The sequence below is a fragment of the Pseudoalteromonas sp. T1lg10 genome, assembly GCF_002964545.1.
In the GTDB taxonomy this organism is placed as follows: domain Bacteria; phylum Pseudomonadota; class Gammaproteobacteria; order Enterobacterales; family Alteromonadaceae; genus Pseudoalteromonas.
The window spans coordinates 22,721-40,109 of the sequence record NZ_PQBV01000002.1; the positions used below are offsets into that span (position 1 = coordinate 22,721).

12 protein-coding genes, 5 tRNA genes and 1 pseudogene are annotated in these 17,389 nt (G+C 49.0%); 12 read left to right on the forward strand and 6 right to left on the reverse strand.

The annotated features are described in order from the left end of the window. Nucleotides 1-19: 19 nt before the first annotated feature. Complete coding sequence (gene folD, locus C2M17_RS01520) at nt 20-874, reverse strand: bifunctional methylenetetrahydrofolate dehydrogenase/methenyltetrahydrofolate cyclohydrolase FolD (RefSeq protein WP_105199126.1); 855 nt, start codon at nt 872-874, stop codon at nt 20-22. Between the two features lie 363 nt (nt 875-1,237). On the opposite strand from folD, the gene C2M17_RS01525 reads away from it, so the two are divergent. The 12 genes and pseudogenes from C2M17_RS01525 (at nt 1,238) to C2M17_RS01580 (ending at nt 12,092) form a co-directional block, all read left to right on the forward strand. Then, nucleotides 1,238-1,314: transfer RNA gene (locus C2M17_RS01525), tRNA-Pro, on the forward strand. A 53-nt stretch (nt 1,315-1,367) separates the two neighbouring features. Beyond that, nucleotides 1,368-1,444, forward strand: a tRNA-Arg gene (locus C2M17_RS01530). Nucleotides 1,445-1,452: 8 nt separating this feature from the next. Then, a tRNA-His gene (locus tag C2M17_RS01535) sits at nt 1,453-1,528 on the forward strand. Nucleotides 1,529-1,549: 21 nt separating this feature from the next. Further along, nucleotides 1,550-1,626 (forward strand) — tRNA-Pro (locus C2M17_RS01540). A 52-nt stretch (nt 1,627-1,678) separates the two neighbouring features. After that, nucleotides 1,679-1,755, forward strand: a tRNA-Pro gene (locus C2M17_RS01545). A 513-nt stretch (nt 1,756-2,268) separates the two neighbouring features. Then, nucleotides 2,269-3,573 carry a trigger factor gene (gene tig, locus C2M17_RS01550; RefSeq protein ID WP_105199127.1) on the forward strand — a complete coding sequence of 435 codons (1,305 nt, stop codon included), beginning with the start codon at nt 2,269-2,271 and terminating at the stop codon, nt 3,571-3,573. Between the two features lie 104 nt (nt 3,574-3,677). After that, nucleotides 3,678-4,292 (forward strand): ATP-dependent Clp endopeptidase proteolytic subunit ClpP, encoded by a 615-nt coding sequence (clpP, locus tag C2M17_RS01555; protein ID WP_105199128.1) that lies wholly within the window; start codon nt 3,678-3,680, stop codon nt 4,290-4,292. A 122-nt stretch (nt 4,293-4,414) separates the two neighbouring features. Then, complete coding sequence (gene clpX, locus C2M17_RS01560; RefSeq protein ID WP_105199129.1) at nt 4,415-5,698, forward strand: ATP-dependent protease ATP-binding subunit ClpX; 1,284 nt, start codon at nt 4,415-4,417, stop codon at nt 5,696-5,698. A 156-nt stretch (nt 5,699-5,854) separates the two neighbouring features. Further along, the gene (gene lon / locus C2M17_RS01565) at nt 5,855-8,215 is read left to right on the forward strand and encodes an endopeptidase La (RefSeq protein ID WP_105199130.1); all 2,361 of its coding nucleotides are present in this window, start codon (nt 5,855-5,857) and stop codon (nt 8,213-8,215) included. A 224-nt stretch (nt 8,216-8,439) separates the two neighbouring features. Then, entirely contained in the window at nt 8,440-8,712 is a 273-nt protein-coding gene (gene hupB / locus C2M17_RS01570; RefSeq protein ID WP_105199131.1) for a nucleoid-associated protein HU-beta, read from the forward strand. Between the two features lie 158 nt (nt 8,713-8,870). Continuing rightward, nucleotides 8,871-10,771: pseudogene (locus C2M17_RS01575) on the forward strand (SurA N-terminal domain-containing protein). A 190-nt stretch (nt 10,772-10,961) separates the two neighbouring features. Further along, nucleotides 10,962-12,092, forward strand: a complete 1,131-nt coding sequence (locus C2M17_RS01580; RefSeq protein ID WP_158683960.1) for a hypothetical protein — start codon at nt 10,962-10,964, stop codon at nt 12,090-12,092. Between the two features lie 25 nt (nt 12,093-12,117). On the opposite strand, the gene C2M17_RS01585 is transcribed toward C2M17_RS01580, so the two are convergent. The 5 genes from C2M17_RS01585 to C2M17_RS01605 are packed head-to-tail and all read right to left on the reverse strand — an operon-like array spanning nt 12,118 to nt 17,389. Continuing rightward, nucleotides 12,118-12,879: an ATP-binding cassette domain-containing protein gene (locus C2M17_RS01585; protein ID WP_105199133.1), complete on the reverse strand. Its 762-nt coding sequence runs from the start codon at nt 12,877-12,879 to the stop codon at nt 12,118-12,120. Next, nucleotides 12,879-13,874 (reverse strand): oligopeptide/dipeptide ABC transporter ATP-binding protein, encoded by a 996-nt coding sequence (locus C2M17_RS01590; protein WP_105199134.1) that lies wholly within the window; start codon nt 13,872-13,874, stop codon nt 12,879-12,881. The genes C2M17_RS01585 and C2M17_RS01590 overlap by 1 nt, the downstream gene beginning before the upstream one ends. Then, on the reverse strand, nt 13,874-14,767 hold the full coding sequence (locus C2M17_RS01595) for an ABC transporter permease subunit (protein ID WP_105199135.1): 894 nt from the start codon (nt 14,765-14,767) through the stop codon (nt 13,874-13,876). The genes C2M17_RS01590 and C2M17_RS01595 overlap by 1 nt, the downstream gene beginning before the upstream one ends. Continuing rightward, entirely contained in the window at nt 14,754-15,788 is a 1,035-nt protein-coding gene (locus tag C2M17_RS01600; RefSeq protein ID WP_105199136.1) for an ABC transporter permease, read from the reverse strand. Before C2M17_RS01600 ends, C2M17_RS01595 begins: the two co-directional genes overlap by 14 nt. Continuing rightward, nucleotides 15,785-17,389, reverse strand: coding sequence for an ABC transporter substrate-binding protein (locus tag C2M17_RS01605; RefSeq protein ID WP_105199137.1), 1,605 nt, complete (start codon nt 17,387-17,389; stop codon nt 15,785-15,787). The genes C2M17_RS01600 and C2M17_RS01605 overlap by 4 nt, the downstream gene beginning before the upstream one ends.

Sequence of the window (17,389 nt, forward strand, 5' to 3'; positions counted from 1 at the left end):
TTGAATTTAGCGCATCACCTTAGCTGTGATAGTTTTCACAGGCTTCCAAGGTGTTTTCAATCAGGCTGGCAACCGTCATCGGGCCGACACCGCCTGGAACCGGAGTGATATAGCTGGCGCGTTGGCTGGCAACATCATAGGCCACATCGCCGACCAGGGTGCCGTCGTCTAAGCGGTTAATGCCCACATCGATCACCAAGGCACCTTCTTTGATCCATTCGCCAGGAATAAACTCCGGCTTACCTACGGCTACCACTACTACATCGGCGCGGCGAACATGGGCTTCTAAGTCTTGGGTGAACTTATGACATACGGTTGTAGTACAGCCCGCCAGTAGCAACTCAAGTGACATAGGACGACCAACAATGTTTGACGCGCCTACAACTACTGCGTGCATACCCTTGTAACGAACGCCGGTTGAGTCCAGCAGGGTAATAATACCTTTTGGTGTACAAGGACGTAGTGCCGGCATACGCTGGGCAAGGCGACCGATATTATAAGGGTGGAAGCCATCTACATCTTTATGTGGAGTAATACGCTCTAGTACTTTCTCGGCGTTCAGGCCCTCTGGAAGCGGCAATTGGACTAGGATGCCATCAACCTCAGGATCGGTATTTAGCTGATCAACTAAATCAAGAAGTTGTTGTTCGCTGGTATCGCCTGGCAGATCGTAAGACTTAGAAACAAAGCCTACTTCTTCACATGCCTTACGCTTAGAGCCTACATAAACCTGGCTTGCCGGATCTTGACCTACCAGTACAACCGCCAGGCCTGGTGCGCGCAGACCTTGCTCTTTACGTTCGGCAACACGCGCTGCCACTTGGGCGCGAACTTGCTTTGCAATTGCCTTACCATCAATGATGTTTGCCGTCATGAGTAACCTTCAATTGGGGTGAGTGTGCTCTTTAGGGGGCGCTAAAATAGTCACACATAATTAGAACGAAATACTTTTATTTGTCCCATGCGGTATAAAAAGGGGTTACCGCACCGGACTAGGCCAATATTTTCGCAGAAAAGCGCTGCATAGCCAAGCTGTGACCATAAGGAAAGCACTGTTTTGTGGGCTAAATTGATAAAATATCGAACAAAATCGTCAAAACTTAAACAAAGCGGGTTAAAAATAAGCAAACGCACTGTTGGGGCGAAAAAAATGTTTGACCTCGTCAGGTCAAATCACTATTATGCACCCCGTTGTCAACGAGGGGTCAGGTTTGATTCCTTAGGCAGCGGCAAGTATCGGCGATTAGCGCAGCTTGGTAGCGCACTTGGTTTGGGTCCAAGGGGTCGCAGGTTCAAATCCTGCATCGCCGACCACTTTCAAGATGAAAGTAATACTTGATAGCACACGAAGAAGTATTCGTTGCACCGCGCCCGTAGCTCAGTCGGATAGAGCAACGGCCTTCTAAGCCGTCGGTCGAAGGTTCGAATCCTTCCGGGTGCGCCATTATTGTGGCGGCTGTAGCTCAGTTGGTAGAGCCCTGGATTGTGATTCCGGTTGTCGCGAGTTCAAGTCTCGTCAGTCGCCCCATTTTTCTAAATATACGCATATCGGCGTTTAGCGCAGCTTGGTAGCGCACTTGGTTTGGGTCCAAGGGGTCGCAGGTTCAAATCCTGCAACGCCGACCACCTTTTCTTAAGGTGAAAGCGAAAACATATTTAGAAAACACAATTTGAGTATCGGCGATTAGCGCAGCTTGGTAGCGCACTTGGTTTGGGTCCAAGGGGTTGCAGGTTCAAATCCTGCATCGCCGACCACTTTCTTAATAAGAAAGAAATGCACTTGGTTTGGGTTTTGTCGCCCAGCAGTCGCAGGTTTTAATCCTGCATTACCGACCACTTTCTTAATAAGAAAGCAAATTAACTGGGTATAAACACCCAGCAGTCGCAGACATAAACCTAGTCAGCGACCTTGTTATCCCCTCATTAAAATAATTATTCTTTCTTTTTAGTTTTTCTTCTGCATAGAAACCATCAGCTTATACCTATCTGCTGTCGTTACCACGTGATCTGTATGCAAAATGCGCTAAGCTGGGCGCAAAAGCCGCAGTTCCGCTAATTTCTTGGCCTGCGCTCTCGACTCTTATAAATATTAGGTTATAATGCCGCGTCTATTGTTAAACATAAGTGCCCGTAGGGCAGTGCAGGCATAGGGATCGCCCCCGTCATCACCGCGGCAAAATTGCCATTTTGCGTGATTGGCCATGATAAACGATCGCCGTGTATGTAACTAAGGCGCAAAGCCGCCATATTTGAAGATTGAGGTAAATCATGCAAGTTTCTGTTGAGACGACTCAAGGCCTTGAGCGCCGTCTGACTATCACTGTTCCTTCAGCGAACGTTGAGACCGAAGTTAAAAAACGCTTACAACAACTGTCTAAAACTCAGCGTATCGACGGTTTCCGTCCGGGTAAAGTACCAGTTTCTATCATCCAAAAACGCTTTGGCGCCGCTGTACTTCAAGAAGTAGCTGGCGACCTAATGCAGCGCAACTACATCGATGCCATCATCGCTGAAAAAATCAACCCAGCCGGTGCACCTACTTTCGCTCCTAAAGCGTTAGAAGAAGGTAAAGACCTAGAGTTTGAAGCTACTTTTGAAGTTTACCCAGAAGTTGAGCTTAAAGGCCTAGAGAACATCGAAGTTGAGCAACCAGTTGTTGAAGTTAAAGACGAAGACCTAGCTAACATGCTAGAGACGCTACGTAAGCAACACGCTTCATGGACTGAGTCTGAAGAAGCTGCTGGCGACAATGCACGCGTTACTATCGACTTCGTTGGTACTATCGACGGTGAAGAGTTCGAAGGCGGTAAAGCTGAGAACTTCCCACTTGAGCTTGGCCAAGGTCGTATGATCCCTGGTTTCGAAGACAACATCGTTGGTAAGAAAGCCGGTGAAGAAGTTGTTGCCGATGTAACTTTCCCAGAAGAGTACCACGCTGAAAACCTAAAAGGTAAAGACGCGCAGTTCACTATCACTGTGAAGAAAGTAGAAGTACAAGAGCTTCCTGAGCTTAACGAAGAGTTCGCAGCACTATTCGGTATCACCGAAGGTGGCGTTGACGCTCTTAAAGAAGAAGTGAAGAAGAACATGAGCCGTGAGCTTAGCCAAGCTGTTAAAGCTAAGGTAAAAGAGCAGGCTATCGAAGGTCTTCTAGCACAAAACGAAATCGAAGTGCCTAAAGCGCTTATCGCACAAGAAATCGACGCACTTCGTCAGCAAGCTGCACAGCGTTTTGGCGGCAACGCACAAAACATGCCTGAGCTTCCAGCTGAGCTTTTCCAAGAGCAAGCTATCAAGCGCGTTAAAACTGGTCTACTTCTAGGTGAAGTGATCAAGTCTGGCGAAATCAAGCCTGACGACGCTAAAGTTGAAGAGCTAATCAACACTATGGCTTCTGCTTACGAAGATCCAAGTGAAGTAGTTGAGTACTACAAAGCTAATGAGCAACTAATGCAGCAAATGCGCAACGTTGCCATGGAAGAGCAAGCGATTGACGCAATCGTTGAGAAAGCTAAAGTAACTGACGTAGAAACTGCGTTCGACGACATCATGAACCCGCAGGCGGCTCAATAAGTCGTTGACTTAAGTTACAAGCAACGTTTAAATGGCTCGTATGCTTTGCTCGCAAAGCACCGAGCCATTTTAGTTTGTGTCGCTCATTAAGGAATCAAGTAATAATGAACAATGGTATGACAGATCCGATTAACGCCTTAGTTCCCATGGTGGTAGAGCAAACCGCTAAGGGTGAACGCTCTTATGACATCTACTCGCGCCTTCTTAAAGAGCGAATCATCTTTTTAACGGGTCCGGTTGAAGACCATATGGCCAATCTGATTGTGGCCCAGTTGCTATTCTTAGAATCAGAAAACCCAGAAAAAGACATTCACCTGTATATCAACTCTCCAGGTGGCTCAGTTACTGCGGGCATGTCTATCTACGACACCATGAATTTTATCAAGCCTGACGTTAGCACCTTGTGTGTAGGTCAAGCAGCCAGCATGGGCGCATTTTTACTTTCAGGTGGTGCCAAGGGTAAACGTCATTGTCTGCCTAACTCACGCGTGATGATCCACCAACCACTGGGTGGCTTCCAAGGTCAGGCGTCTGATTTTGAAATTCACGCTAAAGAAATCCTGTCTATCAAAGATAAGCTAAATAGATTGATGGCAGAGCACACGGGTCAGCCTTTGGATGTAATCGCCAATGATACCGACCGTGATAACTTTATGAATGCCGATGCAGCGGTTGCATACGGTTTGGTTGACTCTGTTTTCGACCGACGCGCCAAGTAATCTAATTACCGCGCTTATAACCAATTGGCGGCGCAATGCGCCGCAAAGTTTGGTATATTTGTTTAAGAAGTCCATTTGCTACAATGTAATAAAGCTCGTAGCGTAAAGAATGAGGTAGCTGAATGTCCGATAAACCAACAGACGGCGAAAAGACAAGTAAACTGCTGTACTGCTCGTTTTGTGGTAAATCTCAGCACGAAGTACGTAAGTTGATCGCAGGCCCATCCGTTTATATTTGTGATGAGTGTGTTGACCTGTGTAACGACATCATCAGGGAAGAAATTAAGGATATCGCACCTAAGGCGAGCGCATCCGACAAGTTGCCGGTTCCTAAAGAGATCCGCTCTCACCTCGATGATTATGTAATTGGCCAAGAACACGCCAAGAAAGTACTGTCGGTTGCTGTGTATAACCACTATAAGCGTCTGCGCAACGCTGGTAACAGTGACGGTGTTGAACTAGGCAAGAGTAATATCCTGCTTATCGGTCCTACCGGTAGTGGTAAAACCCTGCTAGCCGAGACCATGGCGCGCCTATTGGATGTGCCTTTCACCATGGCCGATGCCACCACCTTAACCGAAGCCGGTTATGTGGGTGAGGATGTTGAAAACATCATCCAGAAACTATTGCAAAAATGCGATTACGACGTTGAAAAAGCACAGCGTGGTATCGTTTATATCGATGAAATCGATAAGATTTCTCGTAAGTCTGATAACCCGTCTATCACCCGTGATGTATCTGGTGAGGGTGTACAGCAGGCCTTATTGAAACTGATTGAAGGCACGGTAGCCTCGGTACCACCACAAGGTGGCCGTAAGCATCCGCAGCAGGAATTCTTGCAGGTTGATACTTCTAAGATCCTATTTATCTGTGGTGGTGCTTTTGCCGGTCTTGATAAGGTTATCGAGCAACGCAGCGCTAAGAATACCGGAATTGGTTTTGGCGCCGATGTGAAATCGAGCAGCGCCGAGCGCAGCCTGAGCGAATCATTTAAAGATGTCGAGCCGGAAGATCTGGTTAAATATGGTCTGATTCCTGAGTTTATCGGTCGTCTGCCTGTGGTTGCGACATTAACCGAGCTCGATGAAGATGCCCTTATCCAAATCTTGAATGAGCCGAAAAACGCACTGACTAAACAGTTTGCATCGCTTTTTGCGATGGAAAATGTTGAGCTCGAGTTCCGTGAAGACGCACTTAAAGCCATTGCTCACAAAGCGATGGAGCGTAAGACCGGTGCCCGTGGTCTGCGTTCAATCGTAGAAGGCGTATTGCTTGATACCATGTACGAATTGCCGTCGATGGAAGATGTCAGCAAGGTGGTGATCGACGAAACTGTGATCAAGGGTGAATCAGACCCCATACTTATCTACGAGAACAATAATCAGGATAAGGCTGCTTCTGAATAATACCCTTTCATTTCAATGAAGTGGTGTAAAAAATAAGCAATTCTAAATAAAAAGGAGCCTCAGGCTCCTTTTTTTATAAATTTGTTGAACTTTGCCCAGCCAATCCCCATATACTTGGGTAATCATTAAATTTTAAGAAGTCCGAAGAGAGTTAGCATGACGCTTGAAAGAACGGATCGCGTAGAGATTCCTGTACTGGCTTTAAGGGACGTGGTGGTGTATCCCCACATGGTGATCCCGCTATTCGTCGGTCGTGAAAAATCCATTCGTTGCCTTGAAGCAGCGATGGAGAATGACAAACAAATTTTCCTGGTGGCGCAAAAAGACGCCTCGGTGGACGATCCAACCAGTGATGAAATTTATACCGTAGGTACGGTTGCCAGCGTATTACAGCTATTAAAGCTGCCTGACGGCACGGTTAAGGTGCTGGTTGAAGGCACGCAGCGTGCGCGTATCGAAAAATACACCCAAGAAGACGATTTTTTTGTTGCCGAGGTTGAATATATTCCCTCCAGCGATATTGATGAGCGTGAGCATGAAATCTTTATTCGCAGTGCGGTAAGCCAGTTTGAAGGCTATGTAAAACTGAATAAAAAGATCCCGCCTGAGGTATTGACCTCGGTATCTGGTATCGAAGAGCCGGCGCGCTTGGCCGATACTATGGCCGCGCATATGCCGATTAAGGTACCGGAAAAGCAGAAGGTGCTGGAGATCAGTGATGTCACTGAGCGCTTGGAATACCTGATGGCCATGATGGAAGGCGAAATCGATCTGCTGCAGGTCGAGAAGAAGATCCGCGCCCGAGTGAAAAAGCAGATGGAAAAATCGCAGCGTGAGTATTATCTCAATGAGCAGATGAAGGCCATCCAAAAAGAACTTGGCGAGCTTGACGATGTGCCGGACGAGTTCGAAGGGCTGCAAAAGAAAATTGCCGAGTCGGGCATGCCGGCCGAGGCCGAAGAAAAAGCCATGGCCGAGCTCAAAAAGCTGAAAATGATGTCGCCTATGTCGGCAGAAGCCACGGTTGTGCGCTCCTACATAGAAACCATCACCAATGTACCGTGGAAGAAAAAATCCAAGGTGAAAAAAGATCTGGCCGGGGCGCAGAAAATCCTTGATGCCGACCACTACGGTTTAGAAAAGGTTAAAGACCGCATCATTGAATACCTAGCGGTGCAGCAGCGTACCAATAAGCTTAAAGGGCCTATTTTGTGTTTGGTTGGTCCTCCGGGGGTGGGTAAAACCTCACTGGGGCAGAGTATTGCGCGCGCCACCGGTCGTAAATATGTGCGTATGGCCTTAGGTGGGGTCCGTGATGAAGCGGAGATCCGTGGTCACCGTCGTACCTACATAGGTTCTATGCCGGGTAAGCTTATCCAGAATATGACCAAGGTGGGCGTACGCAACCCGCTGTTCTTGCTTGATGAAATCGATAAGATGTCATCGGATATGCGTGGTGACCCGTCGTCGGCATTGCTTGAGGTATTAGATCCGGAGCAAAACAGCACCTTCGCCGATCATTACCTTGAAGTGGATTACGACCTGTCGGATGTGATGTTCGTGGCGACCTCGAACAGCTTTAATATTCCGGGCCCCTTGTTGGACCGTATGGAAGTGATCCGTCTGTCCGGTTACACCGAAGACGAGAAGCTCAATATCGCCAAGCAGCACCTTATTCCTAAACAGATCAAGCGTAACGGCTTAAAGGAAAACGAGCTGACCATAGACGACAGCGCCATTATCGGTATTGTTCGTTATTACACGCGTGAAGCGGGTGTGCGTGGCCTTGAGCGTGAAATCTCTAAGCTGTGCCGTAAAGCGGTGAAAAACATCCTGCTTGATAAGAGCCTGGAGCATATCACCATAGACGAGAGCAACCTTGAGGAATACCTTGGGGTGCAGCGCCACGACTATGGTAAGGCCGAAGGTGATGACCGCATTGGTCAGGTAACAGGTTTGGCTTGGACCGAAGTCGGTGGTGATTTGTTGACCATAGAATCATCGGCGGTACCGGGCAAGGGCAAGCTAAGCTATACCGGCTCTTTGGGCGATGTCATGAAAGAGTCGATTCAAGCGGCCATGACGGTAGTACGCGACCGCGCTGAGAAGCTACGCATTAACGCGGATTTCCACGAAAAGCGTGATATTCACGTGCACGTGCCGGAAGGGGCAACGCCAAAAGACGGCCCAAGTGCGGGTATCGCCATGGTCACCGCCTTGGTTTCCAGTCTGACCGGTAACCCGGTGCGCTCGGATGTGGCCATGACAGGGGAAATTACCCTGCGTGGTGAAGTATTGCCTATCGGTGGCCTAAAAGAGAAACTCTTGGCGGCACACCGAGGTGGTATTAAGACGGTGATCATTCCGCAAAAGAATGAGCGCGACTTAAAAGAGATCCCCGAAAATGTGCGCGAAGGCCTGTCTATTCACCCTGTGCAGTGGATTGACCAGGTGTTGGAGATAGCTTTAGCCCAGCCAATTGCGCGTTTTAGCGCTGATTGCGCAAAAAGTGAGTGAAAATAGTAAAAAAATCTCTCAAAGGGCTTTTCAAATCACTAAGGTGTGATAAGTTAGGCACTGGATTTGAGCCTAGGCCTTATGTGGCCTAGGTTTCAAGACGATTAAGGCGTTTGGAAAGGATGCGTTCTTTTCTAAATTAAATAGCACAGAGATGCTCTCCAGCTGAACATTTTTCACAAGCTGAGTCGCTCTGGATAATAACAATGTAAGGGGATGATATTGTGAATAAGTCTCAATTAATCGATCAAATCGCAGCTGATGCTGATATCTCTAAAGCGGCTGCCGGTCGTGCGTTGGATTCATTCATTGAGTCAGTATCAAATGCACTTAAAGATGGCGATTCAGTTGCTCTAGTTGGTTTCGGTACTTTTTCTGTACGTGAGCGTGCTGCTCGCACCGGCCGTAACCCACAAACTGGCGAAGAAATTCAAATTGCTGCTGCAACCATTCCTTCGTTCAAAGCAGGCAAAGCGCTTAAAGACGCAGTTAATTAATTTGCGAAGCTTGAATTGCTAGCAAACGGAAAACGATTGTTAGCTTCAAGTGAAAAAGCGTATCTGCTAAGATACGCTTTTTTTATATCCTTCACTTTATTGCGAGGCGAAAACCAAGCACAGTGGAGGGGGTACCAAATAAATAGAGATAAAGATAAATGCTAGAAAAAATCAGAGAAGGCTCGCAAGGCTTGGCGGCCAAAATCATTCTAGGGCTAGTGATTTTATCTTTTGCTTTGGCAGGGATCGGGGGCTACTTAGGTCAGACTACCGAGCAATCCGTCGCTGAGGTGAACGGGGTAAAAATCACGCAGCGCGACTTTGCCAGAGCATTCGACAACGAACGCGCTCGTCAAGAGCAGCAATTCGGTGAATACTTTGCGCAACTAGCCAATGACCCAAGCTTTATGGCACAACTTCGCCAGTCTGTTATCGATCGCTTAATCCAACAAGAACTACAATCGCAATTAGCGGCAGAAATGGGTTTACGCATCAGCGACGCAGAAGTACGTAAAGCAATTATAGACATGCCTGCCTTCCAGTTTGGCGGCAAGTTCAGCAACGACCGTTACCTTCAGGTAATGCGTCAAATGGGTTACCAGGCCGATGACTTCCGCGAGTTTCTTCGTAAAGAAATGACCCGCTCACAACTGGTAAGCGCCTTGGCTGGTACCGACTTCACGCTTAGTAACGAGCTAAGCCAGGCGGTTGGTCTGCAGCAGCAAGAACGTGCCATCGATTACTTAGTGCTTGATAATGCCAAGTACAAAGAAACGGTGTCCGTAAGCGATGAAGAAATTCAAAACTACTATGACTTGAACCAGGCGCAGTTCTTAGCTCCTGAGCAGGTTAAAGTGGCTTACGTTGAGCTTAACGCCGACAATCTTGAATTAGCAGCGCCTATCAGCGCCGAGCAAATTGCTGAGTATTATCAGCAGAATATTGCTATGTACAGCGAGCCAGAAAAGCGCCGTGTTGCTCATATCCTAGTCGAGAACAGCGAAGACGACGCTGCGGCCGAGCAAAAAGCCGAAGAGCTGCTTGCACAATTACAACAGGGTGCCGACTTTGCCGAGCTTGCTGAAACTCAGTCAGATGACATAGTGAGTGCCGAGCTAGGTGGTGATCTTGATTGGATTGAGCGCGACATGCTTGACCCTGACTTCGAAAACGCTGCATTTGCCCTAACCGAGGTGGGTCAGCTTTCAGAGGTAGTTCAATCTGAATTTGGTTATCACATCATTAAACTAACCGACTTACAGCCGGGTGAAAGCAAGGCCTTAGCCGATGTTGAGCCTGAGATCCGCAGCGAGCTTGAGAAAGTAGAAAAGCCGACATTTATTACGAGAAGCAAACCGAGCTTGCAGAGCTGGCGTTTGAAGTATCGGATAGCCTGGAAGATGCGGCAACTGCCATTGGCGCTACTGTGCAAACAACAGACTTGCTAGCGCGTGCGCAACTGCCTGCACCGCTAAATCAGCCTAATGTTGCTTCAGTTATCTTCTCGCCAGAGCTGCTTGAAGACCGTGTTAATTCTGAAGTGTTAGAGCTGGGCAGTGAGCATGTTGTGGTAGTGCGTGTTGTTGAGCACAAGCCGGCGGCTACCAAAGAATTGGCCCAGGTAAGTGAGCAAATTAAAAATATCCTGGTAGCAGAAAAAGCCTCAGCGCTTGCCAAAGAGCAGGCCGAGACTCTATTCGCTGAGCTACAAGCGGGCACAGCAATCGCTACCTTAGCGGAGCAAGCTGGTGTGGAGCTACAAAGTGAAGATAAGCTAACGCGCCGTACCTTCAGCGTACCGCCAGCATTGACTCAGCAGGTGTTCAAACTGGCGCACCCAGATACGGCTCCTGTGGTTGATTTGGTTGAGCTTAATAACGGCAACGTAGCCTTGGTAGCACTTAAGTCGGTAAACACGCCGAGCGAAACCGAGGTGAACGAGCAGATCAAGCAAAGCCTGACCATGCAGTTGGCTAACAAAAACTACCAGACCTTCGTAGAAGCGCTGGAAGCGCAAGCGGAAGTACTGCGTAAGCCAATGGCACCGCAAGGCGAGTAATAATCGCAAAGTATAAAAGAAAGGCCGCATTAGCGGCCTTTTTTATTGCTGTATTTTGTTTATATTTCATACAAAACTGATATGCTAAATAAAATAATATTCTATAAATAGAATTCACAGCCTTGGCCAAGTTTAGGAAAACGAACGTCAAGACTTTATCTAACCAACTAATAAGAATAACGAGAATTTCATGTATAGATTTATACTCTTGGCGATCACTAGCCTGCAACTTGGAAACACAGTGCTAGCGACGGAAACAGGTATGCCACCGGCAACTCATAATGTGTTTTACCATGCACAAAAGGGTGATAGCTTTGAAGTTGAGCGCTGGTTACGTGAAGGTGGTGACCCGTCTTATGTCTATAATGACAAGTATAAATCCTATACCCCATTGCATGCGGCATTGGCATGGGCGCAAAGCAGCTGGGATGACGTCAAGGGCGACTCGGTATATCAAGATCCGGTGGATGTCGTACGGGTGCTGTTAAAATACGATGCAGATATGGATTATCTGGCTTCAAGGACCTTGCGTTATACCCCCAAGGATGAAATTTTATTCTCCCCCTTATTTCGTGCCGTTTATAACGATCAGGTCGAGTCAGCGCGTCTGCTGGTTAAGGCGGGTGCAAAGCTGTCATATCCACAGGATAAGTTCAGTGTGACCAGTCGAGTGAGCACGCGCACGATGAGAACCATAGACATGACTCAGGCGCTGTCCTACGTTAAATCGGCGGAAATGGCCTGGATGTTTGAAGAAGAGGGTAAGTATACGCTGATGGATTTGGCGCATTTCTTCGTAGAATACCCGAAAGAAGGAAATAAAGCGGACTACTATAATCTGGCAAAGGTGTTTATTGAGCGGGTGCAACGGCATGAAAAAAATATTGCCGCCTTGTCAGAGCCTGAGCAAAGGGCGGTATTGAAACTTGCCGCTATGATACCCGAACTTAAGGCCAACCTGATCCGTGGTCCGCAGCAGCAGGGCTGCGAAATGGCGCAGAGCGTGATTGCGGGACATGAAGAATATAATTTAGCCGGCGTTATCGGTATGGGGGCTAGCCCAGAGTGTTATATGTACTTTAAAAAATTAGGCCTGACGCTGCCGAGTGATTTGGCTGAAAGCAAGGCTAACGATTTGCATTTTGCCGTGTATTACAACAACTATGCATTGGCGAAGTGGTTGAGTGAGCGCTCCCCCGAGTTTTTAGCTCAAAAAGATAAGCTTGGCCGAACTCCAGTCTACCTTGTTAAGGATCATGCCATGCTTGATATGTTGGTTGAGAAGGGGGCTGTGGAGCCAAAACAACAGACAACGCCCTAAAGGCTTTTTTACTGGCGCTAGCAGGTTAGCAGGTTAGTAGGCGTTGACAGGTTTTCGATTGCGGATTGGCGAATATCTCCTGGGTGTTACCGTACTCGACGATTTCGCCATGATCCAGCACCATCACCTGGTCGCTCATATGCTTTACCAGACTTAGGTGGTGGGTGATCAGCACATAACTTAATCCCGTCTCGCGCTGCAGCTCCAGCAATAGATTCACCGTTTGCGCTCGTACCGAAGGGTCTAAGGAAGAGAGAGCTTCATCAAGTACCAAGACCTTAGGGTCCAGGATCAGAGCTCTTGCCAGGGCCACCCGTTGTAGCTGACCACCGGAAAACATATGCGGATAATAATGACGGTGCTCGACCAGCAGGCCAACCTTAGACAAGGTTTGTTTGATTTTTTCCAGACGCTCGGCAGCGCTTAAATCCGTGTTAAAGCGCAGACAATCGTCCAGGGTTTCCTCTATGGTCAGTGCCGGATTTAGCGAGGTGGTCGGGTCTTGAAATATCAGGCGGATGGCACTGCTATCGCCTAAATGTTTGGGACCATCCTTAATTAACTCACTTTCGAGAATAATTTGCCCGCTACTGAATTCATCGGCGCCGGCCAATACCTTGGCCAGGGTACTTTTACCGGCTCCGGTTTCACCTATTACTGCCAGGGTTTCGCCCAGACCAATGCAAAAGGAGATATCCTTGAGCAGGGCCACCTTTTTACGGTTAAGCAAACCGGCTCGGACATTGATCAGCTTATTCAGTGCTTGCACTTTTAGGAGTGGTTGCATCAGTCTTGCTCCTGCTTATGCAGTGGAAAATGGCAGGCATAACTGTGGCCCTGCTCTTTTTCCAGCTTGGGCGTTACCACACAGGCTTTTTGTGCGTTGGGACAACGAGGACCCAGACGACAACCTATGGGAAGGTGCTGCAAGGTAGGTATGGTGCCTTTTAGGGCATACAGCGGCTGTTTATGGCCCAGTGCAATATCGTAGTCGGGCAGGCTTTGTAACAGCGCCTTGGTATAGGGGTGGCGCGGATGGGCAAATACTTGCTCGGTCGGCCCTGCTTCTACCATCTGGCCGCAATAAAGTACGTTTATGCCATGAGTCCAATCGGTGAGCTCTTCTAGTTCATGGGAGATCATCAAGATGGACATGTTTTTCAGCTGGTTTAAGCTTTTTAACAGTCTGAATACCTGAGCCCGCGTGGTGCTATCGAGTGCCGTGGTCGGCTCATCGGCAATAAGTAAGCGCGGTGAGCGGGCGATGGCCATGGCGATCATCACCTTTTGACATATGCCTTCGGAGAGCTCATGGGGGTAGCTGGACAGTACCTTGGAGTGCTCCTTGATCCCCACCTTATGTAAAAGGGCGCGCACCCGTTTTTTCTTTGCGCGGCGACGTTGGAAAATATTGCCGCTGTAATCCGCTTCGGGAATACTTTCTTCGAGCTGATCGCTGATTTTTGCCGTCGGGTCGAGGCAGCGACTCGGCTCCTGATAGATCATTGCCAGGTCTTGGCTTACCAGCTTACGGCGCTTTTCATCGGACAGCCGCATTAGATCCACGCCGCGCCAATGCATACGGTCTGCACGCACTTCCCAGCGTTGGTTTAAGGCACCTACCAGGGCTTTGGCGATTAGGCTTTTCCCCGAGCCGGACTCACCAATAAGGGCATGCACTTCACCTTCTTTAAGGCTGAAGTTCACACCGTCGACCACACGAATAATGGAGTTCGAGGTCTTTAGTTCTATGGTGAGGTTGCGAATATCAAGTAACTGCATCAGTCCGCCCGTCGCTCTTTAAGCACATTGCGCAGGCCATCACCAACCAGGTTGGTGGACAGCACGGCCAAGAATAACAAGATCCCCGGTAGGGCTACGGTCCAAGGCGCCAGATAAATTAAGCCGAGGTTTTCCGCCAAAATTGCGCCCCATTCCGCGGTTGGGGGTTGGGCGCCGAGTTTTAGAAAACCTAAGGCGGCAATATCTAAAATAGCCAGCGACAAGGCCATGGTGAAGATAACCACTATGTGCTCGTAAATATTGGGGAAAATACCGCGCACCAAAATTTGCCAACGGTTGGCACCGTCCAAACGAAAGGCACTGATATAGTCCTTGCTCAGCTCTTCCACCACCAGATTTCGAACCGAGTGAATAAACTGTGGCAGCAATGCAAAAATAATGGCCCAGACGGTATTCATCAAACCCGGACCGAGAATGGCGATAATAATAATAGCCAGCAGCAGCGAGGGGATAGACAAGGTGATATCAAGCAGGTGATTTAAAAAACTGGCTCGCAGTCCGCGGCTGATCCCCGCAACCGTGCCCACCAGCACGCCGACCAGGGTGGCCATCAGCGCCGCCACTATGGATAAACCAAAGGTGTAGGTAGCACCGTTCATCAATCGGGAAAGTACATCGCGACCCAAGTCATCGGTGCCGAGAATAAAGCGTACATCGCCATCTTCGTGCCAGGAGGGCGGGATCAGCAGCGCATCGGCGTGCTGCTCATTGATACCATAAGGCGCTAACAAGGGGGCGGTGGCGGCTAACACAGTCAGCGCCAAGAACAACCATAGGCCGACCAGGGAAACGTGATTGGCCCTAAACCTACGCCACAGTCTTGAAAGCGGCGAGATATTGGATTGCTCAGTAAATAATTTAAAGTTTGCCATGCGCTTGATTCCGTGAGATCGGGTCGAGCAGGGTGTAGAGTAACTCGGTGAAAATAGTCGCAAAAATAATAAACACCGAAATGGCTAACAGGCCACCCTGAATAGCGGGGAAGTCACGCTGATAAATGCTGTCGATAAGCCAACGGCCTATGCCCGGCCAGGAGAAAATTACTTCGGTGATCATCGCCAAGGTGATCAAGGCGCTAAACTGCAAACCGATTTGTTTAATTACCGGCAGCAAGGCATTGCGCAAGGCATGGTGCATGATCAACTGGCGGCGGCTAAGACCTTTGGCGCGAGCGGTTTTAATGTAATTTTGCTCCAGCACATTAAGCATGGAATCGCGGGTAAAACGCACCAATACCGTGGTTGGGTAGGTGGCCAGCACCAAGGTTGGCAGCGCCAGGTGATGCAGAGCATCGGCAAAGGCCTGACCGCCATAGGGAAAACCGGCGATCATTACATCGAGAAGTATAAAGTGAGTGCTGGCGGGTATTTCGTACAACAAGCTGATGCGCCCAGACATGGGGAACAGACCTAGTTGCAGGCAAAACATCATGATCAACAAAAGCGCTAACCAAAATATAGGCACCGAATAACCCACTAGGGTGATGCCGCTGATCAGTTTATCGGGCCAACGCCCCTGCGACAGCGCCGCGAGAATACCGGCGGGCACGCCAACGATAACAGATACCAATAACGCATACACGGCAAGCTCAAAGGTGGCCGGTGCCAGGGTGAGCACATGGCTAAAAACCGAATCCCCCGAGGCAAAAGACAAGCCCCAGTCTCCCTGTAAAATACGCCCGACAAAGGCCAGGTACTGGCTGATATAGCCCTCATCGAGGTGATACTTGGCGCGTAGCTCGGCACTTTGTGAAAAGCCCGCGGTTTCTATACCACTGAAATTGGTCAGTGGCTCGCCGGGAAACAAATAGCCCAGGGAAAAGGTGAACAGGCTCAAGGTAAAGAGCATAAATAGCAGCAAGGAAAAGCGGCGAATGGCAAACTCTAATATCATGGCATTTTACTCGCGTGGGCTAGGGAAATACCGCCAAAGGGGCTCAGGGTAATGCCTTGAATATTCGCATCATTAGCCTGTGAGCGTTTACCGTGGGCCAGAGGCAGCAACGGCAGCTGCTCGGCGATCATTTGCTGCGCCTTAACATAAAATGCCTTGCGCTGGGCTTGATCTGTGGTGGCCAGGGCCTGGGTGAGTAAAAAGTCGAATTCCGGGTTACACCAGTTGGCCGGGTTTTTACCGCTGAAGGTGGCGGCGCAACTGAGTAAGGGACTAAAGAAGTTATCCGGATCCGGAGTGTCGGCAGCCCAGCCTAATAGCACGCTGTCGTGGCGATGCTCATCAACGCGCTGCAAAAAGGTGTTCCATTCGTATTCGACGATACGCACCTTAATACCCACCTCGCGCAGGTCGCTTTGCATCAGCTCCGCCATTTTGCGGGCGTTAGGGTTGTAGATTCGACTTACCGGCATGGCCCAAATACTCATTTCAAAGCCATTTTCATAACCGGCTTCGGCCAGCAGCTCCCGGGCCTTGTCCGGATTGTATTCGGGCAGGTTGTTTTGTTCCTGATAGGCCCAGCTGATGGGCGGCAACATAGAAGTGGCTTTAACACCCTGGCCGTAATACACCGCCTGCATGATTTTATCGACATTAATGGCGTGGGCAAGGGCGCGGCGCACATCGGGGTCGTTAAAGGGCACGCGCTCAGTGTTAAAGGCCCAATAGCCGATGTTTAAATTATCCTGTTGCTGCACGTCTATGTCGCTGCGCTCGCGTAATACATCGAGCTGAGTGGCGCTGGGGTGCGGAGTAACATCGCATTCCTTGGTCAATAGCTTAACGATGCGCGTGGTACCGTTGGGGGTGATATCGAACACCAGCTGGTCGAGGTTCACCTGATGCTCCCAGTAATCCGGGTGGCTGTAATAGCGAATAAAGCGGTCCCGTTGAAACTCGCGATAAACAAAGGGACCTGTGCCCACCGGATACTGATCAAACAGCTCCATACGCTCGCTTTCCATCAGCTTCATGGCATATTCCCGCGAGGTGATGGCGGCAAAATCGGTGGCCAGGTTGGCTAAAAAGCTGCTCTCGGCGTTAAAAAGCTCAAAGGTCACCTGATATTCTGAATCTTTGCGAATATTGCGGATCAATTGATCTAAACCAACACTTTGAAAATATGGGTAATTGGCTTCACCGACAAAGTGATAGGGGTTATAAACATCGAATAAACGATTAAAGGAGAAAACCACATCATCGGCGTTAAACAGGCGTGTTGGCGTAAAATAGGCGGTGGTGTGAAACTGCACATCTTCACGCAGTTTAAAGGTGATTTCTGTGCCATCTTTGTTGATTTGCCAACTGGTGGCGAGCTCGGGAATAAACTCTCCGGTGACCGGGTCGATACGCAGCAAGCGGTTGTACAGTTGTTTGGAAATGAGGTCTATGGTGGAGCCTGAGGTGGTCACCTGGGGGTTAAACGACACCGGGTTGGCTTCGGCGCAGTACACCATGCCTTCTATGGGCGCATAGCGGGCATCTTCATTTTGGCACCCGGCGAGAACCACCGCCACTGTGCCTAACAACCATTTATACAC